At 66.7% G+C, this 23,125-nt stretch carries 17 protein-coding genes; 2 read left to right on the forward strand and 15 right to left on the reverse strand.

What is annotated here, in order from left to right:
* From ACXJKM_RS08060 to ACXJKM_RS08075, 4 genes are all read right to left on the reverse strand, one after another.
* On the reverse strand, positions 1 to 1,422 hold the full coding sequence (locus tag ACXJKM_RS08060) for a glucoamylase family protein (RefSeq protein WP_457351494.1): 1,422 nt from the start codon (positions 1,420 to 1,422) through the stop codon (positions 1 to 3).
* Between the two features lie 61 nt (positions 1,423 to 1,483).
* Complete coding sequence (locus ACXJKM_RS08065) at positions 1,484 to 4,432, reverse strand: TonB-dependent receptor (protein WP_457351496.1); 2,949 nt, start codon at positions 4,430 to 4,432, stop codon at positions 1,484 to 1,486.
* A gap of 41 nt (positions 4,433 to 4,473) precedes the next feature.
* Positions 4,474 to 5,481 carry a LacI family DNA-binding transcriptional regulator gene (locus ACXJKM_RS08070; protein ID WP_457351498.1) on the reverse strand — a complete coding sequence of 336 codons (1,008 nt, stop codon included), beginning with the start codon at positions 5,479 to 5,481 and terminating at the stop codon, positions 4,474 to 4,476.
* Between the two features lie 7 nt (positions 5,482 to 5,488).
* On the reverse strand, positions 5,489 to 6,832 hold the full coding sequence (locus tag ACXJKM_RS08075) for a GH1 family beta-glucosidase (protein WP_457351500.1): 1,344 nt from the start codon (positions 6,830 to 6,832) through the stop codon (positions 5,489 to 5,491).
* 168 nt (positions 6,833 to 7,000) lie between these two features.
* Between ACXJKM_RS08075 and ACXJKM_RS08080 the strand changes: the two genes are divergently transcribed.
* Positions 7,001 to 8,623, forward strand: a complete 1,623-nt coding sequence (locus ACXJKM_RS08080) for a diguanylate cyclase domain-containing protein (RefSeq protein WP_457351502.1) — start codon at positions 7,001 to 7,003, stop codon at positions 8,621 to 8,623.
* Between the two features lie 226 nt (positions 8,624 to 8,849).
* On the opposite strand, the gene ACXJKM_RS08085 is transcribed toward ACXJKM_RS08080, so the two are convergent.
* The 10 genes from ACXJKM_RS08085 to ACXJKM_RS08130 form a co-directional block, all read right to left on the reverse strand.
* Positions 8,850 to 9,818 (reverse strand): tripartite tricarboxylate transporter substrate-binding protein, encoded by a 969-nt coding sequence (locus tag ACXJKM_RS08085; RefSeq protein WP_457351503.1) that lies wholly within the window; start codon positions 9,816 to 9,818, stop codon positions 8,850 to 8,852.
* Between the two features lie 83 nt (positions 9,819 to 9,901).
* Complete coding sequence (locus ACXJKM_RS08090) at positions 9,902 to 12,310, reverse strand: CehA/McbA family metallohydrolase (protein ID WP_457351505.1); 2,409 nt, start codon at positions 12,308 to 12,310, stop codon at positions 9,902 to 9,904.
* A gap of 132 nt (positions 12,311 to 12,442) precedes the next feature.
* The gene (locus ACXJKM_RS08095; RefSeq protein WP_457351507.1) at positions 12,443 to 13,678 is read right to left on the reverse strand and encodes a phenylacetate--CoA ligase family protein; all 1,236 of its coding nucleotides are present in this window, start codon (positions 13,676 to 13,678) and stop codon (positions 12,443 to 12,445) included.
* A gap of 73 nt (positions 13,679 to 13,751) precedes the next feature.
* Entirely contained in the window at positions 13,752 to 14,051 is a 300-nt protein-coding gene (locus tag ACXJKM_RS08100; protein ID WP_457351509.1) for a hypothetical protein, read from the reverse strand.
* Entirely contained in the window at positions 14,048 to 14,857 is an 810-nt protein-coding gene (locus ACXJKM_RS08105; protein ID WP_457351511.1) for an ABC transporter ATP-binding protein, read from the reverse strand. The genes ACXJKM_RS08100 and ACXJKM_RS08105 overlap by 4 nt, the downstream gene beginning before the upstream one ends.
* 672 nt (positions 14,858 to 15,529) lie before the next feature.
* Complete coding sequence (locus tag ACXJKM_RS08110) at positions 15,530 to 16,846, reverse strand: ABC transporter substrate-binding protein (RefSeq protein ID WP_457351513.1); 1,317 nt, start codon at positions 16,844 to 16,846, stop codon at positions 15,530 to 15,532.
* 27 nt (positions 16,847 to 16,873) lie between these two features.
* Positions 16,874 to 17,938: a branched-chain amino acid ABC transporter permease gene (locus ACXJKM_RS08115; protein WP_457351514.1), complete on the reverse strand. Its 1,065-nt coding sequence runs from the start codon at positions 17,936 to 17,938 to the stop codon at positions 16,874 to 16,876.
* A 116-nt stretch (positions 17,939 to 18,054) separates the two neighbouring features.
* The gene (locus tag ACXJKM_RS08120) at positions 18,055 to 18,984 is read right to left on the reverse strand and encodes a branched-chain amino acid ABC transporter permease (protein ID WP_457351516.1); all 930 of its coding nucleotides are present in this window, start codon (positions 18,982 to 18,984) and stop codon (positions 18,055 to 18,057) included.
* Positions 18,984 to 19,763 carry an ABC transporter ATP-binding protein gene (locus tag ACXJKM_RS08125; protein ID WP_457351518.1) on the reverse strand — a complete coding sequence of 260 codons (780 nt, stop codon included), beginning with the start codon at positions 19,761 to 19,763 and terminating at the stop codon, positions 18,984 to 18,986. Before ACXJKM_RS08125 ends, ACXJKM_RS08120 begins: the two co-directional genes overlap by 1 nt.
* Positions 19,760 to 21,706 carry an AMP-dependent synthetase/ligase gene (locus ACXJKM_RS08130; RefSeq protein ID WP_457351520.1) on the reverse strand — a complete coding sequence of 649 codons (1,947 nt, stop codon included), beginning with the start codon at positions 21,704 to 21,706 and terminating at the stop codon, positions 19,760 to 19,762. Before ACXJKM_RS08130 ends, ACXJKM_RS08125 begins: the two co-directional genes overlap by 4 nt.
* A gap of 124 nt (positions 21,707 to 21,830) precedes the next feature.
* Here ACXJKM_RS08130 and ACXJKM_RS08135 point away from each other — a divergent pair, with 124 nt between their 5' ends.
* The gene (locus ACXJKM_RS08135; RefSeq protein WP_457351522.1) at positions 21,831 to 22,541 is read left to right on the forward strand and encodes a Crp/Fnr family transcriptional regulator; all 711 of its coding nucleotides are present in this window, start codon (positions 21,831 to 21,833) and stop codon (positions 22,539 to 22,541) included.
* Positions 22,542 to 22,550: 9 nt separating this feature from the next.
* On the opposite strand, the gene ACXJKM_RS08140 is transcribed toward ACXJKM_RS08135, so the two are convergent.
* The gene (locus ACXJKM_RS08140; RefSeq protein ID WP_457351524.1) at positions 22,551 to 23,111 is read right to left on the reverse strand and encodes a GNAT family N-acetyltransferase; all 561 of its coding nucleotides are present in this window, start codon (positions 23,109 to 23,111) and stop codon (positions 22,551 to 22,553) included.
* Positions 23,112 to 23,125 lie beyond the last annotated feature (14 nt).

The raw sequence follows: 23,125 nt of genomic DNA on the forward strand, positions 1-23,125 counted from the left end.
TCAGCCGAGCCAGCCTCCGGTGAAGCCAGCCCGCTTCAAGCCCTTGATAAGGTGGGCGTTCTTGCGCATCGCCTGCCACACCAGCTCGCCGCGATGGTTGCCCATCATCGCGAGCAGCGGGCCCTGGTCGATGCCCAGCATGTCGGTGTCCACCCATCCCTTGCCGGGCTCGATGCGGCCATGCGTAAGGCGCACATCGGGGAAGTTGAAGCTGGGGTTGAAGGCATCCCAGAAGCCGTAGCGGCCCCAGGTGTGCGGGTAGCGCTCCTTGATGGCCATCAGCGCCGGGATGACGATCTCGGGCGCGAAAGCGATGGAGCCGCCAGCCGCATAGGGCGCCAGCGTGCCGTCGTCATGCAGGCCCATGCCGCGGCCGGCATAGCTGATGAAGCGGCGCTTCACTGTCTTGCCGGCGGTGGTGGTGTATTGAAGCGAGATGTCGGCCGGGCCATCGCTGGCGCTGACGCCCCAGACCTCATCGCTGTAGCCCTGCCAGCCGAGCGGGTTGGCCTGGCCATAGGCCTGTTGCACATAGGTCGCGCGGCGCGAGTTCTCGAAATAGTCCAAGCCCTTGTCACGCATGTAGGCGTCGCGGATGCCGCGGAAGTCCACCCAGCAGTGCGTGAACTGGTGGCCGAACAGCGGCGGGAAGCGCAGGAAGGTCTGACCGTAGCTTTCGCCCCAACTCTGCTGGTCGTAGGTGCTGGTCCAGGCGTCCCAGGCCTCGGGCTTGACCGGATGGGTCGGCGAACCGAGTGCCAGCAGATAGACCAGCATCGCCTCGTTGTAGCCCTTCCAGTCGCTGCGGATGAAACCCTTCTCGGGCGACCAGCCGTGGCTGATGGACGGCGGGCGCACCTGGGCCCAGGTCCAGTCGACGCGGCCATAGAGCTCGTCCGCCAGTTTGCGGATGGCGGCCTCGTCGGCATGTTCGCCGTCAAAGAAGCTCTGGGCATGCAGGGCGCCCATCAGCAGCAGAGCCGTATCGACGGTGGAGAGCTCGCAGCGGTCGAAGCGCAGGCCCTCCTTCATGTCGAGGAAGTGATAGAAAAAGCCCTTGTGGCCCGCCACGCCGGTCTTGCCCGGGCCTTGGGGCAGGCCGGCGAAGAAGCGCAGCGTCGTCAACGTGCGCTGGGCGGCCTGCGCTCGCGTGATGTAGCCGCGCGCCACGCCGACGGGATAGGCGCTCAGCGCAAAACCGACGGCCGCGATGCTGGCGAATGAAGGTGTGGGCCAGCGGTCGGGCGCCAGGCCCGTCTTCGCGTCGGTCGTCTCCCAGAAAAAGTCGAAGGTGCGCCGCTCGAGGTCGGCGAGGAAGGTGTCGGCGGCTTGCGCCGGCGCCTCGGCCCAGCTGGGCAGGTTGGCGGCCAGGGCAAGGCCGGCGCCGTGGGCCAGGACGGCGCGTCGGGTCAGCAAACTCATGATGGGGGTGATTGTGGGAGCCGGCCGCGCGTTCGGCGCGGCCGGCTTCCGGTCTTCAGGATCAGAACGAGTAGCTCACGCCCAGCTTGAACTGCCGCATTGAGCCGCGCACGCCGGTGCGGGTGTCGAAGTGGTCGTTATCGCCACCCAGCGCGTTCTTGGGCGGGGTGGAGGGGCCGCCGACCCAGTCGTCGTAGTAGCCCCAGTTGGCGGTGTTGAACAGGTTGAGCACGTCGGCACGGATCTGCAGCTCGCCGCCGTAGACCTTGAAGTTCTTGGCCAGCGCCATGTCGAGCTGCTTGAAGGTGTCGGAGCCGCGCGGCACGGCACGGCAGCCCGTCGGCCCGAAGCCGGTGTGGCAGTCGAGCACCCGGCGTGGCTGGCCGTCGCCCACGGTCAGCTTGCCGGACAGCTGCATGCCCCACGGCAGGCGGTCCATCAAGCCGCCAACGACGAGACGGTTCTTCTCCGCATCCAGGGTGGGGTTGAAGCCGTGAGTGGACTTGCCATAGGTCCAGTCGAAGATGCTATCCGACCATTCGTGGCTCGTGGTCTTTGCATCCGTGTGGGTGTAGGCAATCGTCATGCTCCACCCGCTGGCCTGGGTGTAGGGCTTCTCCAGCGACAGGAAGACGCTGGTGGCCTTGTTCTCGCCAACAAAATCACCCAACACGATGGTGCCGTAGTTGCGCGGAGCGCCGCCCCACAAGGGGTCCAGCGAGTTCGTATTGCCGAAGCCCCCGTTGGGGTCGCGGTTGCCGTTGAACCAGATGAACTGGTTCTTCGCATGAATGTTGGAGACCGCGATGTCCATGTTCCAGCTGCCGAGGGCCTGGCGCACGCCAAGGCTCATCTGGTCGGCAAACGGCATCTTGAAGTCGTTCTTGATCATCCAGATCTCGCCGTTGGGCGCTGCGTTCTTCTGCAGCTCGTCCAGCGAGTTGTTGGCCATGCGGCGGTCATAGCTGCGGCCCCAGCCGCCGTAGACGACCGTGGCCTTGTCGCTGAACACGTCGAAAGACGCACCCAGTCTCGGCGCGAAAGCTCCCTTGAAGGCCTTACGCGAGTTGCCAGTGGAGATGTAGTCGGCAATGTTGATGCCGCCCTTGGCCAGCGACTGGGCATAGGTCTGGCCCGCGGGTGCGGTGATGCCGTCGACGGTGCGGCCGTCCAGCGCGTTCAGCGCGGCGATGCGGTCGGCCGGCGTCACGTAGCTGTTGTTGAGCATGTTGTCTTCATAGTCCCAGCGCGCGCCGATGTTGAGCTCCAGCTGCTTGGTGAGCTTCCAGTCGTCCTGCAGATAGATGCCGTACTGGTTGTTTTTTAAGTTCGCCGACGCGGTGGCGATGGGCAGCCTGATGTTGCACTGGTCGCTGGACAAGCCGCTGCTGCTGACGTTGGTGCCGGTGCAGGCCAGGCCGTTGAAGTAGGGCTGACCGGTGGTCGTGTTCAGTACGGTGTCGATCGCCGCCACACGGAAGGCGGTGCCGCTGAGGTCGTACTTCATGGCCTTGAACTGGACGCCGCCCTTGATGACATGGCCGGCAAGGCCCGTGTAGCTGAGGTCGTCCTTCAGGTAGATGCCGCTCTGGCGGCGGTCCTGCGCATTGGGCGAGCCGCCGGTAAAGAAGACGTCCTGGACGTTGTTGATCGCGTTGGTGGGCGAGTACTTGTAGCGCACCAGCGGATCGGTGGAGTCCGACTGCGGGTTCCACTTCGAGCTTTCCCAGCCGACGCGCGCCTCGTTGAGCCAGGTGTCACCGGTGTATTCGTGGCTGAGGTCGACGCGGTACTCGTTGTTGTTGTTGTTGATGGCCGTGCTCGGCGCGAAGCGGTCACCGTCGACCGAGTAGCTGGTTTCCTTGCGCAGCGTGGTGGACAGGTCCAGCCGCTGGCGGTCATCGATCTCGGCCGAAAGCTTGCCGAACAGCAGATGCTCCTTGAACTGGCCCTTGAACGAGCCCTGCTGCGCAGCGATGGCGGGGACGATGCCGGGGCTGTTCGGGTACTTGTCCAGGTTCATCGCAGTCAACTGGCGCGGCTTGTCGATGGACTTGCCGTCGTAGGCGACGAAGTAGTGCAGCGTGTCGGGCTTGATGGCGCCACCGATGCTGAAGCCGCCTTCGATCTGCTTGTACGAGGGGGGATCAATGTGATTTGCCTTGTCCCTCTCCTGGATGGGGCTCAGCGACGTCCAGTTGCTCCCGGTGCGGTTGACGTAGACGCTGCCATGGGTCTCGTTGCCGCCGGACTTGGTGACGGCGGAAATGGCGACGCTGGAGACCTGGTCGAACTCGGCCTTGTAGTTCTGCGTCAGCACGCGGTACTCGGCGATGGCCGTCTGCGGGAAGGGGTTGCCCTGGCTGGTGTCCTGGCCGGTGAGGCCGCCGCGCAGAATGTTGTTCTTGTGGCCGACGCCGTCGATGAAAACGTTTACAGCATCAATGTTTTGCGAGCCGCCGCGCAGACGCGTATTGCCGCTGGCGTCGGTGTCGAAGCGCACGCCGGGAGCGAAGTCCGCGGCCGACAGGAAGTTGCGCGTGGCCTGCGGGATGGCCTCGATCATCTTGTTGGACACCGTGGTGCCGACCTGGGAATCGATGACGCCCTGGCGCTGCGCGCTGCCCTGGATCACGACGGTGCCGAGCTTGGCGTCCGTGCTGCCGAGGTCCAGCGTCGCGTTCTGGCCGACGGACAGCGTAACCACACTGCCGGTGGCAGCACCGGCCACCCGGACCTCGTAGTTGCCGGGGTTCAGGCCGACGAGTACATAGCTGCCGTCGGGCAGGGTCTTGGTCCGGTAGGTATTGCCGTTGGCCTTGTTGACGGCGACGACATCAGTGCCTGCCGGCGCCGTGGCGCCAGCCGCTGTGATGGTGCCGCGCACGGTGGCGCTGGCGCTCTGCGCCTGCGCGGGCAGGGCCGCCATCAGCAGCCCGCCGATCAGGCCGGCGGCGCAGAGATGGCGGGTGAGAAGCCTGGGTTTGGTGCGGGGGGTCGGGGTGCTCATGATGTCCTTGTCTCCTGTGTTGTGCTGTGGTTTGGACGGGATCAGGTCTTGGCGCTGCCGCACGACTGCCGCACGACGAGCTGCACCGGCATCACGGTGGCGCCGGCGTCGGTGGCATTGCGCTCGAGGGTGTCGGCCAGCGCATCGAGTGCCTGGCCGCCCAGCGCGGCAATGGGCACGTGCATGGTCGTCAGCGCCGGGCTGACGTAGCGGGCGATGGGGATGTCGTCGAAGCCGGCAAGCGCGATGTCTTCGGGCAGGCGCACACCGCCGGCCTGCAGCGCACCCAGCAGGCCGATGGCCATGATGTCGTTGGCGGCGAAGACGGCATCGGGCCGCTGGCCCGCCGGCAGAGCGAGCAGCTCGGCCGCGGCGCGCTGGCCGCCTGCTTCGGAGAAGTCGCCCTCCAGCAGCCATGCCTCGGCACCCACGGCCAAGCCGGCACGGTAGCCGCGCTCGCGTTCGCGCGCCTCGAAGTTGGCCTGCGGGCCGCCGAGAAAGGCGATGCGTCGCCGGCCGCTGCGCACCAAGTGCTCGGTCATCGCGCGCGCACCGCCGAAGTTGTCGACGGCGAAGACCCGCTGGCTCGCGCCGCGCACGCCGGAGTTCAGCAGCACGGCCGGCAGGGCAGGCGGCAGGTTCTGCGACAGGAAATCGTCGTCGGCGTGCGGCGACATGACGATGAGGCCATCGACGCGGCCATTCATGGCGCGCAGCGCGGCCGCGGCCTCGTTGGCATCGTCGTGGGAGCTCGACAGCAGCAGATGCAGGCCGCGCGCCCGGGCGGCCTGGTCGATGCCGCGGATCAGTTCGGAGAAGAATTCGCCATGCAGATCGGGCAGCAGGGCACCGATGGTGTCGGTGCGTCGCGTGATGAGGCTGCGCGCCGCCCCCGACGGCGAATAGCGCAATTCGCGGGCGACCTCGACGATGCGCTGGCGCGTGTGCGGCAGCACGTTCTCGGCGCCGTTGAGCGCGCGCGAAACGGTGGCGACCGACACACCGGCAACGCGGGCGACGTCCTTGATCGTGGCGGGGGTGACCGTCATCTTGCTGTCAGAGGTTGGCGCCGTGGGAAGCGATGACTTCAGCATAGAAGCGCGCGCTGGCCTTGGGGGTGCGCTGCTGTGTCTGAAAGTCCACATGCACGAGACCGAAGCGCTTGGCAAAGCCGAGCGCCCATTCGAGGTTGTCGAACAGCGACCAGGCGCAGTAGCCGCGCACGTCGGCGCCCCTTTGAATAGCGTCCTGCACGGCGGCGATATGGGTGCGCAGATAGTGCACGCGCAGCGGATCGTCAACGCGGCCGTCAATGGCCACCGGCGGGTCGTAGAACGCCGCGCCGTTCTCGGTCACATACAGCGGTAGGCCGCCGTAGCGCTCGTGCATCCACACGAGGGTGTCGGCCAGGCTTTGCGGGTGCAGCTCCCAGCCGGTCTCGGTGTAGATGCCGCCGGGCTGGCGCTGCGGCACCGCCGGCACCGGCCAGGCCTTGGGATCAAAGCGCACGACGGCGCGGGTGTAGTAGTTCAGGCCGAGGAAGTCGACGGGGACTTTGAGTGCCTCGACCTCGGCGGCCGGCCAGTCGGGCCAGGCTTCACCAAAGACCTCGCGCAACTCGGCCGGGTAGCTGCCAAGCAGGGCCGGGTCGAGGTATTGCCGGTTCATGTAGGCGTCGGCGAGCCCGGCGGCGTGGCGGTCGTACTCGCTGGCGTCGGCCGGCAGATGCTTGGGCTCGATGTTGACGACCAGGCCGATCCTGTTCTTTCCGGTCGCGCGGTAGGCCTGCACGCCCTTGGCGTGTGACTGCATCAGCCGGTGGGCGACGATGGCCGCCTCGAAGGCGCTCTTGTGACCGGGCGCCAGCGCGCCATGCATGAAGCCGCCGTCGGCGACAACCCAGGGTTCATTCAGCGTGACCCACATCGGCACGCGGTCGTCCAGCGCCTTGAAGCAGACCTGCGCGTAATCGGCAAACCAGTCGGGCATGTCGGGGTTGAGCCAGCCGCCACGGTCGTCCAGCGCCGCGGGCAGGTCCCAGTGGTGCAGCGTCACCATCGGCTGGATGCCAGCGGCCAGCAGTTCGTCGACAAGGCGCTCGTAGAAACCCAGTCCGGCCGCGTTCACGGCGCCACGGCCTTCGGGCAACACGCGATTCCAGGCAATGCTGAAGCGATAGGCCGTGAGGCCGAGCTCGCGCATCAGCGCGACGTCGTCCTTCATGCGGCGGTAATGATCGCAGGCGATGTCGCCGGTATCGCCGCCGAGTACGCGGCCCGGCGTGCGCACGAAGCGATGCCAGTTGCTGACGCCGGCCCCATCGGCCAGCGGCGAGCCTTCGATCTGATAGGCGGAAGTCGCACAGCCCCAAAGGAAGCCGGGCGGGAACGGTTGTCTCATCCGTGTGCCAACTCCGCTTGCGCGGGTCGGTCGTTGTGTCGTCATGTAAACGTTTACATGCATTCTTTCCGTGATTACTTGACGAGTCAACAGCGTGTTTACCCCGGAGCGTCGCGCTCGCACCTCAGACTCCGCCGCTTCGCCCGCCACCAGAAGCAGAGGCAAGGGATGGATCAAGCACAGATCGACGCCACGCTGGCCCAAGCCAGGGCCCATGCCGATGCCGGCAGCGCCGAGGCCGCGCTGGATGCAGCGCGCCGCGCCCACCACGCCGCGCTTGAACGGGGAAGCGTGGCCGCCCAGGCGGAAGCCACGCACTGCATTGCCAGCGTCGAGCTGCGCCTGCTGGGTCATTTCGCTGCGGCGCTGGAATCCGCACGCCAGGCGGCATTCCAGTTCCAGCAGGCCGAGATGCCCGAGGGCGAATGCCGCGCACTCGCCACCCAAGCCATGGCCGCTGCACGCCTGGGCTACTACGAAACCTCGGTCGATTGCGCCCTGCTGGCGGTCAAGCTRTGTGCCGGCACGTCGGGCGACGGAGCCAGCGTGGAGCAGGTCGTGGCCCACCACGCACTGGGTGTCGCCATGTTCATTGGCCGCTCCTACGCCGAGGCAAGCGAGGCTTCACAGCGCGCCATCGAGTTGGCCTACCAGTGCGATCCCCCGGTTGACACCTATGTGCTGCATGCCGACCTGGGGTCCACCGAGGTCATGCGCACGCTCAGCGCACGCAGCGCCACCACGGCAGGCACGACCAGCCTGGAACTGCTGCGCGAACACCTGCGCCGTTGCGACGAACTGCTGCACGATGCAGCGCCATTGGCCAGCATCGGCATTGGCAGCCGCAGCAGCAGCGCCCTCACCCATGCCTTCAACAAGGCCATGCTGCTGATCTGGCAGGCCGACCTTGTGGGTGCCGCGGCGCAGGTGCGCCGGCTGCGCGAGGCGGTGGAATCTTCCCGCCGGCCCTGGCTGCAAGCCCTCGTGCTTTGGGCCGGGTCCGAACTGGCCTTGGCCGAAGATGACCTGCCGTTGGCCCGCAATCACGCCGAGCAGATGATTCGCATTGCCCTGGCGCAGAACCATGAAGGGCTGGTCAGCATTGGCCTGGGCCAGCTGGCTTATCTGGCGTCCACCGCGGGCGACCACGCCGCGGCCGCGCAGGCCCTGCGCAAGCTGGCCGAGCGCGAGCAGTTGGCCCGGTCTGCCAGCCTGCGCGGCCGCGTCGCCGACGTCGAACGACAGCTGGAACTGCGCAGCCGGACCCGGCAGTTGCACGCCTCCGAGGCCGGACGCGCGCACTTCCAGCAACTGGCGCTCGAGGATGGCCTGACCGGCCTGCCGAACCGCCGCCATTTCGAACTTCAGCTGCAAGGCCTGCTGGAGGAGGTGCGCACCCAGGGCAGCACGGCCTGCCTCGTCATGATCGACGTCGACAAGTTCAAGCAGATCAACGACGGCCATTCGCACAACGCGGGCGACGCGGTGCTGCGGGCCATCGCGGCGCAGATCCGAAGATGCGTGCGCGACAAGGACTTTCCCGCGCGGCTGGCCGGCGACGAGTTCGTCATCATCCTGCGCGATACCGGCGCGCAGGCAGCCCAAGCGCTGACCGAGCGGATCGCCGACGCGGTGTCCCGCCATGCATGGGGCGGCATCGCGGCCGGCCTGTCGGTCTCGGTGAGCCTGGGGCTCGCCGAAGTCCTGCCGACCGACACCTTGCGCACCGTGCTCAGCCGCAGCGATCAAGGCATGTACGCGAACAAGCGCGAAAAGGCCCACCCCCACTGACGGCCAAGCGGCGTGCACGCCCGCACACAAGGCTGAGCGCCGCCCCGGCCGACGTTCGAAACAACGCTTGCTTGCTGGCTTGCGGGCCGAGCGCCGGGCCGCTCCCAAGCAGGCCCGCCTTTGGCGATGTGCTTGCTGGTCAATCCGGCAAGCATCGCCGTCCCCCAGGGGGACCGGCTGGACTCGCCTGCGTTCAGCATGGCGAGACCAGACGAGGGGCTCCATTTCAGTCGGCGTAGATCCCAGCCGCCTTGATGACCGGGGTGAGTTTGTTGATCTCGGCCTCGACAAACTTCTTGTGCTCTGCCGGCGCAAGGCGCGCGTCACTGATGATGACCGCACCCAGGGCCTCCTGGCGCTTGTGGAAGTCGGCGTCCTTCAGGGCTGCGCGCAGCGCCGTGTTGACCTTGTCGATGACGGCCTTGGGCGTGCCCTTGGGTGCATACATGCCGTGCCAGACGGCAAGATTGAAGCCCTTCAGCCCTGACTCGTCGGCCGTCGGCAGCTTGGCCAGCGGGCCGCTGGGCAGGCGCTTGGCCGACATCACCGCATAGGCCTTGACCTTGCCGGCCTCGATCTGTCCGGTGGTGTTGGTGGTCTGGTCGCACATGATGTCGACCTGGCCGCCGAGCAGGTCGTTCATGGCCGGCGCGGTGCCCTTGTAGGGCACGGTCGTCATGTCGATCTTGATGGCCGACTGATACAGCAGGCCGCACAGATGCGAGGCCGAGCCGACCCCGGCGTGGGCGAGGTTGATGTTGCCCTTGTTGGACTCCAGCCACTTGGCCAGCTCGGCATAGTTGGCCGCCGGCAGATTGGGGCGGCCGATCAGCGTCATCGGCACCTCGTTGACCATGCCCAGGTATTCGAAGTCTTCCAGCGTCTTGTAGGGCAGCGTGCGGTAGAGGGCCGTCGCGCTGGCGATGCCGATGTGGTGCAGCAGCAGCGTGTAGCCATCCGGCGCGGCCTTGGCCACCTTGTTGGCGCCCAGCGTGCCGCCGACACCGCCGACGTTCTCGACAATGACGGTGGCACCCAGGGGCTTGCGCAACGCCTCGGCGAGGTCGCGAGCGACCTTGTCGGTCGGCCCGCCGGCTGCAAACGGCACGATCACGGTGACCGGCTTGTCGGGATAGTCGGCGGCAGCGGTGCCGGCGGCCAGCAGGGCCGCCAGGGCAATCAGGGTCGTGCGCATGGGCTTGTCTCCAGGATGTGTGCGCACGATCTTAGGCAGAGTACCGCCCCCGGCGTCTCCGGGATGGCCCCAAGCCAGCGCCATCAGGGGTAGCTCAGCGTCAGCGTATAGCCCTGGGTGCCGCTGCTGCCTGAGTAGGCCCCCACGCGGATGTAGACCGCCAGCGCCGAGCTGCCGGTGTTCTTGTAGCTCAGGGACTCGGTGCAGGTGGCGCTCTCCGACGAGGTCAGCGTCGTGCCGCTGGCGTTGTGCAAGTAGATGTCGTAGTCATAGGCCGCCGGGCAGCTCATGTCGACACGCAGCGTCTTGCCTGCGGCCAGCGTGACCTTGAAGTAGTCCTTGTCGCTCGTGGTGGCCATGGTGCCGCTGATGGTCGTCTGGTTGGTGACGACGTTGGCGGTGGCAATGGTGCCGTTGGACTCGGTCTCGCTCAGCGTCGCGCTGGCGTTGTTGACGCTGAAGCCGACGGCCGACGAGGCACCCGAGTTGCCGGCGGCGTCATAGGCCCGCGCCACCAGGCTGTGGCTGCCGTTCGTGAGCGTCGTCGAGTCCAGCGTCATCGAATAGGGCGAGCTGGTATCGCTGCCCTTGACGACGCCATCGACGACGAAGTCCACGCGCGCCACACCGAGGTTGTCACTCGCCGTGGCCGACAGCGTGATGGTGCCGGACGTGCCGCTCTCGCTGGCCGTCGCGGTCGGCGGCGTGGTGTCCACCGGCCCGTTGGACTGCGTGACCCAGACGGGCGCTGTCCACAGCATCTTGCCGTCGTTCTGCGTGATCTTGGCGTAGTAGAAGTGCTCGCCGATGGCCGGCGTGGTGCTGGCCGTGCCGCTGCTGGCCAGCAGTGTGACGGTGCCGTTGCGCTTGGGCACGCCCTCGTAGATCTGCACGCTGGTGGCCGTCTTGCCGCTGTTGCTGGCATAACCGACGCTCAAGGACAGCGTGCCGCTGTTGGTGAAGCGCTCACCCATGACGTGGCCATTGGCGGTCAGCGCGATCTGCGCCGTCTTGTCCATCGTCGCGAAGACGCGGCGGGCCTTGATGGCATCGATGAAACTGGCCTTGCTGAGCGCAGTGCCATTCGGGATCAGCACGCCGGTGCGGTTGGTGTACGACTTGCCCCAGTTGGCGCAGTGGTTGTCCTGGTTGCTGGCGGGCGCCACGTGAAAGCCGCGCTCCAGCATCTTGTTGAAGGCGTCTTCAAAGTTGCTGAGGCCCGTCTCGGTCTCGGTCGTGTTGGACGAGAACGCCGAGCTGTTCAGGATCTCGCTCAGCACCATGACCTCGTCGCCATCGGCGCTGTAGCCCAGCGCTGTGCCACCGACCAGGAACTGGCCGGCCGTGTCAGGGTGGTTGAACTGGCCGACGAGGCCGAGCTGGCGCATCGTCGCGTACAAGGCCGCGTAGTCGCTCTTGGCCGTGAAGCGGTCGCCGAAGAGCTGGTTGCTGCTGTTGTATTCCCAGGCGAACAACTCGGTGCTGTTGAAGATGTTCATGTGGCCGCCATTGCTGATGACGCCCCACTCCATGCCGTAGATCGCGAGGTAGTTCGATGTCGTCGCGGCGGTGGCGGCGGACAGGCCGGCCTGGTAGCGGCTCTTGGCGGTGGCAGCGCTGCCGCTGGCGTTGGTGCTCGAGGAGCCGTCGAAGTAGTGGTTGTGCTCGGACGACATCAGGATGTCCAGGCCCGCCGTCTTGCCATAGGCGAAGGCGTCTGCCGGGCCGAAGGCGCCCGTCTGCGCGGGCTGCGAAGACGAGCAGCTGCCCAGTGCCCCGCCGCCGTCGGAGTCATTCGTCTGGCTGTGCAGATTGGCGTAGTAGACCGTGTAGGGCAGGCTGTTGATGGCCGGTGCCGATTGCGCCTTGACGAGGCCGCGGCCGGCGGCCGTGGGCATGGCCGCATAGGGCGGCAGGTCGACGCTGGCCGGCTGGCCGAGGGCAACCGGCCATTGCTGCTCGGCATGGTCCAGCGGCGCGGCAGCGGCCAGCAGGCGCTCGGCGCGGCCGGTGGTCGCACCCTGGCTCAGCGCGGTGGCGGCGTCGAGGCTGGCGGCCTCAAGCTTGAGCTGGTAGAGGCCATCGGCCAGTGCCGTGCCGCCGGTGCCGCGGCCGGCCCAGCGCACGCTGGCCACCACCGGCGCACCGGCATAGCGCGATTCGCCGCTCCAGCGCTGCAGCACGTGGCCCTGCGCGTCGACGAGGCTGAGCGCCCACGCAAAGACCTGGCCGTCGGCAATGCCGGGGTGGTCCATCTGCACGCTGAACACGCGCTCGCCGCTGGCGGCGGTGACCGCGAAGGGCGCGGACAGCGTGGCCGAAAACTCGTGATGGTCAGGGTCCTTGGCGCGCGGGCGCGCGGCGGCGGCTTTGGCCAGCTCGCTTTCGGCCTGGGAAGCTTGGGAAGAGACTTGGGGGTCGTTGCTGCCACCACCGCAGGCTGCGAGCAGCAGCACGAGCAGGGTGGGCGGAAGATGGCGGGCAAGGGTCATGTCGCGTCCTCGGCTGGTGCCAGCGGTGGCCGGCAAAGCGGCGGACTGTCGCGGCGACGCCAAGCTGAGTCCATGCGGGCCTTCCTGTCACCGATTCAGGCTCAGGTCGGGCCCGAGGCCTTCAAACGCGCGTCACACGGGGCGGCGATCCTCGATGACCAGGCCATCGTTGGGCAGGCTGCCCGGGGCCAGCAGCTCGACCTCACCGCGCAGCTTGGTGATGTCGCGCAGCGCCATCTGCAACTGCTCGACAAGGCCCTCGGCCGGCGCGGCCTCGAGCTGCAGGCACATGCGGTCGTTGGCCAGCTCCCCGTCGACAACGAGGCGGGCCCGGCCGCGCTGGCCACAGCGCGCCAGCACCTCGGCCACCTGGCCTGCATGCACGAACATGCCACGCACCTTGGCCGACTGGTCGGCCCGGCCCAGCCAGCCGCGCAGGCGCTGGTTGGTGCGGCCACAAGGACTGGCACCGGCCAGCACGGCAGAGAGGTCGCCGGTGGCAAAGCGGATCAGCGGGTAGCCGGCGCTCAGCGTCGTCACGATGACTTCGCCGACCTCGCCATCCGGCACAGGCTCAGCAGAGCCGGGCCGCACGATCTCGACGATGACGCCTTCGTCGACGACCAGGCCTTCACGCGCCGTGGTCTGGTAGGCGATGAGGCCGAGGTCGGCCGTCGCATAGCACTGGTAGGCATCGACGCCGCGTGCGGAAAACCATGCAACGAGCGCCGGCGGGCAGGCCTCACCGCTGACCAGGGCACACTGCAGATAAGGCAGCACGTGCCCGCCCTCGGCCGCCTTCTCGAGCAAGATGCGCAGCAGGCTGGGCGTGCCGGCATAGGCCTCGGGCTGCAGGTCCAGGAGGGCCTGCAGCTGCAATTCGGTATTGCCAATGCCGCCGGGAAAGCTGGCAGCACCGATGGCGCGCAGGCCCGCTTCCATCATGGCGCCAGCCGGGGTCAGGTGATAGCTGAAGCCCACATGCGCGAGTTGGCCGGCGCGGATGCCCGCCGCATGCAGTGCGCGGGCGACGCGCCAGGGGTCGGCGCCGTCGGCATCGGGCTCGGGTTCGTAGAGCGGCCCGGGCGACTGGAAGATGCGCCGCGGCATGCCGGCCGCAAATCCGCCCAAGCGCAGTGCGCGCCGAGCGGCCTGGGCGGCGGCGAGGCTGCTCTTGCGCGTCAGCGGCAACGTGGCCAGCGCGGCCCGCGACGTGATCGCGTTCGCATCGACGCCGACCAACAGCTCGGTGTAGGCCGGACTGCTGGATTGGGCATGCGCGATCTGTTCCGGCAGCGCAGCCATCAGCGCGGCCTCACGCGCGGCCGGGTCGCGCGTCTCCAGCGCGTCGAAGAACTCGTCGCTCATTGGTGCACCCTTCGGCCTACGGTCTGTCCCGCCAAGCGGGAGCGAGCTTGCTTGGGGCGGCCCGGCGCGGCGCTCACTCCTCGTCCTTCCAACGCGTGAGCCGGCGCTTGATCTCGTCCTGGAGCTTGCGCAGCTCGTTGGCCGACTTCAGCGTGAACGTGTCCCACTCGGGCGTGCGCGCCGCGCGCTTGGCAATCTGGACCTTGACGGTCGCGCCGTCCACCGCGAGTTTGAGCACGACATCGGCGCCCAGCATCCAGCCCTCGCCGCGCTCGGCCAGCACGCGCTGGTCGCGGGCGAAGCGCTTCATCGTCAGCAGCGCCGAATCCGCATCAAAAGGTGGCGGCGCCATCTCCCAGTTGTCGTCACTCATGCCAGCCACCTCTTCCTTCGCTTGTAGCTCTTCACATCCTTGAAACTGCGTCGCCCTTCCCCGCCGACGCCGAGGTAGAACTCCTTGACGTCCTCGTTCTCGCGCAACGCGCTGGCAGCGCCGTCCATGACGACGCGGCCGTTCTCCAGGATGTAGCCGTAGTCGGCATAGCGCAGCGCCATGCTGGTGTTCTGCTCGGCGAGCAGGAAGGTCGTCCTCTCCTTGGTGTTGAGGTCGCGCACGATCTCGAACACCTCCTCGACGACCTGCGGCGCCAGGCCCATCGACGGCTCGTCCAGCAGCACCATCTTCGGGTTGGCCATCAGCGCGCGGCCGATGGCGCACATCTGCTGCTCGCCGCCCGACGTGTAGGCCGCCTGGCTGGTGCGGCGCGTCTTCAGGCGCGGGAAGTAGGTGTAGACCTTGTCGAGCGTTGCGGCCACCGCGGCGCGGCCATCCTTGCGGGTGTACGCGCCGGTCATCAGGTTYTCCTCGATGGTCAGGTGGGCRAAGCAGTGCCGSCCYTCCATSACCTGCACCACSCCGCGCTCCACCATGGCCGAGGTGGACAGCTTCTCGATGCGCTCGCCGCGCAGCTCGATGCTGCCCTTGGTGACCTCGCCGCGCTCGCCTTCAAGCAGGTTGGAGACCGCGCGCAGCGTGGTGGTCTTGCCGGCGCCGTTGCCGCCCAGCAAGGCCACCACCTGGCCCTCGGCCACCTGCAGGGACACGCCCTTGAGCACGAGGATGACGTGGTTGTAGATGACTTCGATGCCGTTGACGTTCAGAAAGGGTGATTGGGTCATGGCTTGACCTCGTTTGAGGAGGCCTTTGCGGCGGAGCGGTGCTTGCTCGGTGCATTGCCGGGAGTCCCGCCCGGCGGCGGGGTAACTTTCTTCTGCGGGGCCAGAAGAAAGTCACCAAAGAAGAGGCCCTGAACCGCACACGAGCACCGCGGCGCCACGAGTGGCGCGCGAAAACTCACTGCATCGTTGCGGGCCGACGCGACCCGCTGCGCTCTCGCTGCTGTCCTTATGACGAGCACCATCAATTGCCTCTTCACGCCGCTTAACGTCGGCTGCACGCCGAACTCATCAGGGAATACCGCGTCGCTGGGGCGACGCCCCGGTGGATGCTGCGCAACGATCGCGTCGCCCGAGCGACGCTGTATTTGGTTTTCTGGTGAGCTCGGCGTGCAGCCGCGCGTTAAGCGGGCAGCTGGTGCGATGGATGGTGCTGGTGACAGGGACAGCAGCGAGAGCGCAGCGGTTCGCGTCTGCCCATTTGCCGACCGACTGTTGCGCGGCGTAGCTCGTGCATGTGGTGCTGGTGTGCGGTTCAGGGCCTCTTCTTTGGTGACTTTCTTCTGGCCCCGCAGAAGAAAGTTACCCGGCCGCCGGGACGGACTCCCGGCAATGCAGCGATGGAACGCACCCTTCGCAAAAGCAACCTGCACCACAGTCACCTCACATCCCCGATCAGCTCTGGCATTCCGCCGGCGTGCGGCGGGTCAGCTTCTTCTCACCGGCGTACTTGTCCGCCGCAGCCTTCACCATCGGCTTGATGATCTGTGCGTCCGCCTCGTACCAATCGCTGCTGAAGCTCCACTTCGCGCCGTCCCAGGTGTGGATGCGCGCCCAGGTCGAACCCTGGTGGTCAAAGCAGCTGGTGCTGATCGGGCGGATCACGCCGGTCAGGCCCAGCGAGGCCAGCTTCTTGTCGTCCAGCGCCAGGTTCTCCAGGCCCCAGCGCACCTGCTCGCCGGTCATGACCTTGCCCTTGCCGAAACGCTCCTGAGCACGCCGCACGGCCTCCACGCCGAGCGCCTGGATGACCAGGCCGCGCGTGTAGAGCACCGAGCCGACCTCGTCCTTCGGGCCCGTGCCCTGTCCCTTCTCATGCACGAGCTTGAGGATGTCCTGGATGACCTTCGGGGTCTGGCCGGAGGTGTTCAGGTTCAACGCGTTGTAGCCCTTGGCGCCCTCGCCCACGTCCTTCACATCGGGCTCGGCGCCCGACCACCAGACGCCATACATCTTGTCGCGCGGGTAGCCGGTGGCCTGGGCCTCTTTCAGCGCGGTGGAGTTCATGACGCCCCAGCCCCACAGCAGCGTGTAGTCGGGCTTTTGCTGGCGCACCTGCAGCCAGGCGCTCTTCTGCTCCACGCCGGGCGCGGTGACCGGGATCTTCACCAGCTCGAAACCATGCATCTTGCTGCGCTCTTCCAGCAGCGGGATGGGCTCCTTGCCGAAAGGGCTGTCGTGATAGACCAGGGCGATCTTCTTGCCCTTGAGCTTGTCCAGGCCGCCTTCCTTCTTGGCGATGTGCTGGATGAGGATGTCGGCCGCCGTCCAGTAGCTGCCCATCAGCGGGAAGTTCCACGCGAATACGCCGCCATCGGCCGAAGCGGACAGGCCGTAGCCCAGCGTGATCAGCGGGATCTTGTCGTTGGGCACCTTGTCGGTCAGCGCAAAGGTGATGCCGGTGGCCTGCGGGTCGAACAGCGTCGCGCCCTTGCCCTTCAAGCGCTCATAGCACTCCACGCCCTTGTCGGTGGCATAGCCGGTCTCGCACTCCTCGAACGTGAGCTTCACGCCGTTGACGCCGCCATCGCGAGCGTTGATGAGCTTGATGTAGTCCTGCTTGCCATTGGCCCAGGGCGTGCCATTGGGTGAGTAAGGGCCCGTGCGATACACCAGCAACGGGAAGAACTGCTCCTTGGCTTGCGCCATAGCCGCGGGGGCCGCGAAGAGTTGCAGGGCGGCCAGGGCCGCGCAGGTGATGAGAGTCTTCATGGGGCTGTCTCCTTGTCGTTGTGGGTATCAATGCGGGAAGGGCCAGAGTCTGAGCTTTTCCTTGGCGGTCGCCCAGAGTCGCGCGAGGCCGTGTGGTTCCTTGATCAGGAAGAACACGATGAGGGCGCCGAAGATCATCAGCGCGAGGTGCGAGGCGGTGGCGGTGTCGATCGGCAGGCCGGTCCAGTAGGGCAGCTTGTCCAGGATCAGCGGCAGCACGACGATGAAGGCCGCGCCGAAGAAGGCGCCCGAGATCGAACCCAGGCCGCCGATGATGACCATGAAGAGCAGGTCGAACGAGCGGTTGATGCCGAAGGCGGCCGGCTCCCACGAACCCAGGTGCACGAAGCCCCACAGCGCACCGGCCACGCCGATGATGAAGCTGCTGACGGCAAAGGCGCTGAGCTTGGCCTGCATGGGCCTGATGCCGATGACGGCGGCCGCCACGTCCATGTCGCGCATGGCCATCCACGAGCGGCCGATGTGGCCGCGCACGAGGTTCTTGGTGGCCAGCGCGAAGACGACAACGAAGGCCAGGCAGAGCAGATAGCGCGACGCAGGCGACTCGACGCTGAAGCCGGCAATGCTCAGGCCGGCGACGCTGACCGAGCCGGACGAAGAGCCGTTGGTGACCCAGGGCAGTCGCAGACAGGCCCAGTCGACAAAGAACTGCGCGGCCAGCGTGGCGACCGCGAGGTAGAGGCCCTTGATGCGCAGCGACGGCAGTCCAAAGGCCACGCCCAGCACGGTGGCTCCGAGGCCGCCAGCCAGCAGCGACACGATCAGCGGCATGCCCTCGAAGCGAGCCTGGCAGTTGTAGGCCACGTAGGCGCCCACGGCCATGAAGGCGCCCGAGCCCAGCGAGATCTGGCCGCAGTAGCCGACGAGGACATTCAGGCCCAACGCTGCGAGTGACAGGATCAGAAAGGGGATGAAGATGGCGCGCAGCAGGTATTCGCTGGAGACCATCGGGATGACGACGAAGGCGACGGCCAGCAGTAGGGCCATGGCGACGCGGTCCTGGCGAATGGGCAGGATCTGGCTGTCTGCCGAGTAGGTCGTCTTGAACTGGCCGTTTTCGCGATAGAGCATGGCGTCAGCGCTCCACCGATGAAGGAACAAAGCCACAGAGACACAGAGACACAGAGAGACACGGCACTTGAACTTCCTCTGTGCCTCTGTGCCTCTGTGGCTGTGTTGGATTGGGCCTAGACGCGATCAATGATCTTCTCCCCAAACAGCCCTTGTGGTCGCACCAGCAACACCACGAGCACCAGCACATAGCCAAACCAGTACTCGATGCCGCCCCCAAGCATGGGCCCGAGATAGGCCTCCGACAGCTTCTCCCCCACGCCAATCAGCAGCCCGCCCACGATCGCACCCGGCACGCTGGTCAGCCCGCCCAGGATGACCACCGGCAAGGCCTTCAACGCCACCAGCGACAGCGAGAACTGCACCCCCAGCTTGCTGCCCCAGATSAYSCCGGMCACCAGSGCSACRAAGCCSGCCACGCTCCAGACGATGACCCAGATGCGCGACAGCGGGATGCCGATGCTCTGCGCGGCCTGGTGGTCGTCGGCCACGGCRCGCAGCGCGCGACCGGTGGCGGTCTTCTGGAAGAACAGCGACAGCCCCGCGACCAATGCCGCTGCGATCAGCGCGGCGTAGAGGTCTTCCTTGCTGACGAGGATGCCGCCCTGAAAGACGTCCTCGAACAGGAACATCGGGTCCTTGGGCAGCCCGATGTCGATCTTGTAGATGTCGTTGCCGAACAGCGTCTGACCCAGGCCCTCGAGCAGATAGGCGATGCCGAGCGTGGCCATCAACAGCGTCACGCCTTCCTGGTTGACGAGCTTGGACAGCGCCAGCCTCTCCACCAGCCAGGCGACAACGACCATCACCGCAAGCGCGCCCACGAAGGCCAGCAGGTTGACGACGACCTTGCCGTCCAGGCCTGTGTATTTCTGAATCCACTCGGCAAAGCGCGCCATCGCCAGCGCTGCAAACAACACCATCGCGCCCTGGGCGAARTTGAAGACRCCMSTGGCYTTGWAGATCAGCACRAAGCCSARKGCGAYCAGCGAATACAGCATGCCGGCCATCAGGCCGCCGATCAGGGTTTCGAGGAATGGGCCCATCAGTGGCTTGCTCCGAGGTAGGCCTTGATGACGTCTTCGTTCTTGCGCACGTCGTCTGGCGCGCCATCGCCGATCTTCTTGCCGTAGTCSAGCACGACGACGCGGTCSGAGATGTCCATCACCACGCCCATGTCGTGCTCGATCAGCACGATGGTGGTGCCGAACTCGTTGTTCACGTCCAGGATGAAGCGGCACATGTCCTGCTTCTCCTCGACATTCATGCCGGCCATGGGCTCGTCCAGCAGCAAGAGGCTGGGCTCCATCGCCAACGCGCGGCCGAGGTCGACACGCTTTTGCAGGCCATAGGGCAGGCGGCCGACCGGCGTCTTGCGATAGGCCTGGATCTCGAGGAAATCGATGATGCGCTCCACCGCCTCGCGCTGCTCCGTTTCCTCGCGCCGCGCAGGGCCGAGGTGCAGGGCCTGCCAGAACAGGCCGCGCTTCATGCGCAGATTGCGGCCGGTCATGATGTTGTCCAGCACGCTCATGCCCTTGAACAGGGCCAGGTTCTGGAAGGTGCGCGCCACACCCATCTCGGCCACCTGGCGCGGGCTCATGCCCTTGAAGGTCTTGCCGCGCAGCGTGATGGCACCCTGCTGCGGCTGGTAGACGCCGTTGATGCAGTTCAGCATCGAACTCTTGCCCGCGCCATTGGGGCCGATGATGGCGCGCACCTCGTGCTCGCGCACATCGAAGCTGATATCGGTCAGCGCCTTCACGCCGCCAAAGGCCAGCGAGATGTTCTTCACCTCAAGGACGACGTCGCCGATCTTCTTCATGCGGCTTGGCCTTTCACGGCCGGAAAGGTGCGCGCCTCGACGATGCGCAGATCCGCCGCGACCATGGACGTGCGGCCGTCCTCGAACTTGACCTGCGTCTCGATGTACTGCGAGACCTTGCCGTCGTAGAGCGCGTCGATGAGCACGCCGTATTTCTCGGCAATCGCACCGCGGCGGACCTTGCGCGTGCGCGTCAGCTCGCCGTCGTCGGCATCCAGCTCCTTGTGCAAAACAAGGAAGCGGCTGATCTGGCTGCCGGCCAGCAACTCGTCCTGCGCCAGGTCCGCATTGACCTTTTCGACGCAGTCCAGGATCAGCTCATAGACCTCGGCGCGCTGGGCCAGRTCGGTGTAGCCGGCGTASGGCAGGTTGCGSCGCTCGGCCCAGTTGCCGACSGCCTCGAAGTCGATRTTGATGAACGCRCAGACCTTSTCGCGCTTGTCGCCAAAGCAGACCGCCTCCTTGATGTGCGGGAAGAACTTCAGCTTGTTCTCGACGTATTTGGGCGCAAACATTGCGCCGTCGAAAGCGCCGCCCATCAGGCGGCCGACATCCTTGGCGCGGTCGATGATCTTCAGGTGGCCGCCGGGCGTCAGGAAGCCGGCGTCGCCCGTGTGGAACCAGCCATCCGGCGTCAGCGCCTCGGCCGTCGCGGCGTCGTTCTTGTAGTAGCCCTTGAGCAGGCCGGGCGAGCGCACCAGCAGCTCGCCGCTGTCGGTCAGCTTGATCTCCACGCCGTCGATGGGCACGCCCACCGTGTCGGCGCGGGCCTCGTGGTCGGGCTGCAGGCAGACGAAAACGGCCGTCTCCGTCGAGCCATAGAGCTGCTTCAGATTGATGCCGATGGCCCGGTAGAAGCTGAACAGGTCGGGCCCGATGGCCTCGCCTGCCGTGTAGGCCACCCGCACGCGCGAGAAGCCCAACGTGTTGCGCAGCGGGCCATAGATCAGCGCATCACCCACGGCGTAGGCCATCCGGTCCAGCAGGCCCACCGGCTGCTTGTCCATCAGGCGCGGGCCGACGCGGCGGGCCAGCGTCATGCAGCGCTCGAACAGCCAGCGCTTGATCGCCGACGCATCCTCCATGCGGATCATCACCGTCGTCAGCAGGCCTTCGAAGACCCGCGGCGGCGCGAAGTAGTAGGTCGGGCCGACCTCCTTCAGATCGATGCTGACGGTGGAGGCCGACTCCGGGCAGTTGACGACATAGCCCACGGCCAGCCACTGCGCATAGCTGAAGATGTTCTGGCCCACCCAGGCCGGCGGCAGATAGGCCAGCACCTCTTCATGGTCGGTCAGCTTGTCGAAGCGCTGGCCGGCCTGGGCACGGTCGATCAGCGTCGCATGGGTGTGCATGACGCCCTTGGGGTTGCCCGTCGTGCCGGAGGTGAAGAACAGCGCCGCGACGTCACCGGGCAGGCAGGCCGCCACCTCGGCGGCGAAGAACTCGGGTCGCTCGGCCGCATAGGCGCGGCCCCGCGTAGCCAGCTCGTCCAGCGAAGCGAGACCCGGCTCGTCGTAGTTGCGCAGGCCGCGTGGGTCGTCGAACCAGATGCGCTTCAACTGGGGGCATTGCTCGCGCAGCTCCAGCAGCTTGTCGACCTGCTCCTGGTCCTCGACGATGGCAAACGCGATCTCCGCGTTGTTCAGCGGGAAGACGAATTCGGCGGCGACGGCGTCTTGATAAAGCGGCACTGGGATGGCGCCCAGGCATTGCGCGGCCAGCATGCTGGCGTACAGGCGCGGCCGGTTTTCGCCGACGACGACGAGATGCTCACCACGACGCAGGCCGGCGGCCGACAGCCCCAGAGCCAGCTCCTGCACCAATGCCGCCAGCCGCGCCCACGACAGCGTCTGCCACACGCCGTAAGCCTTCTCGCGCAACGCGGGCGCGTCTGGCCGCTGGGCGGCGTGGTCGAGCAAGAGCCGGGGGAAGGTCGTCAAGCCTGTCTCCAATGCGCGGGCTGGAGCCTGCGTCTGTGAGCCCCATTCTGGTCAGTACTTTGACGCCCATCTGTCCGTACGACGACAATTTAGGGGTCTTCACGGCCCAGACTTTCCCGCCCCCATGGCCAACACGCCGCTGCCGCTCAGACAACGCACACGCCGGCCAGCGCCGGCTGAGCTGGATGCCATCCCCTGGCTGAAGCTGCTCGACGGCCCGTTGCGCGAGCGCGCTCTCACGACGCTGGAGGTCGGCGATGCCGAGCCCGGCGAGCGGCTGTGCCGCATCGGCCGACCAGCCACCTTGTGGTTTGGCGTCGTCGACGGCCTGCTGAAGATGAACAACGACGACTCGCTGGGCGCAGCCGTCACCTTCACCGGCATCCCTCCGGGCGGCTGGTTTGGCGAGGGCACCCTGCTCAAGCGCGAGGTCTACCGCTACAACATCCAGGCCCTGCGGCCCAGCGTCGTGGCCGGCCTGCCCATCGAGAGCTTCCATGCGCTGCTCGACGGCAGCATCGCCTTCAACCGCTTCGTGCTGGACCAGCTGAACGAACGCCTGGGCCAGTTCATCGCTGCGCGAGAGACCGACCGCATCCACGACCCCGACGTGCGCGTCGCCCGCAACCTCGCCGCCCTCTTCCACCCGACCCTCTACCCAGGCGTGGGCAACTGGCTGCGCATCACGCAGCAGGAGCTGGGCTATCTGGTGGGGTTGTCGCGCCAGCGGGTGAACCAGGCGCTGCACCGCTTGAGCGACGCCAACCTGATCCGCATCGAATATGGCGGCCTGCGGGTGCTGGACCTCGTCGGCCTGAGGCGGTTTGCGGGTTGAGTTTCAGGCTCAGGCCGCGAAGGCGATGGCTTCAGGTTCGACCTTGGGCAGGGCAGCCCAACGGTCGGCACCCAGCTCATAGAGCAGCGCAGCAGCGCTGCCCGGGCCATCGGCCAATGTACCTTTCATGCGCAGGCCCAGACACTCCAGCGTCTTGCGCGTTGGCGCATTGCTGGGCAAAACGGCAGCGACGACGGTACTTTCGTGGTGCTGTTCGAAAGCCTGGCTCATCGCATGCTGGGCCATTTCCGATGCCAGGCCGCGGCCCCAGGCCTGGGGCGTGATGCGGTAGTAAAGGTAGAGGCCGGCATGGCCGGCAACGCTGCGGTGCATCAGGCCGCCAAAGCCGATCAGCGTCTCAGGTTGTTCGCGCTCGGCGATGGCCCAGTGGCCAAAACCCCGCGTCTGCCAGTGAGCAAGCCAGGCCTGCAACTGGGTTTCGGTGGCCGAGCGGCCGTGCGGCGTCGCGGCGGCGCAGAAGCGGTTCACCGCTGGGTCGGCATGCAGCGCCGTCAGGGTATCCAGATCGCTTTCCCGCGGTGGCCTCAACACGAGGCGTCGGGTCACCATGGCCGCTGGCACGG

This window comes from Roseateles sp. P5_D6 (assembly GCF_054049415.1).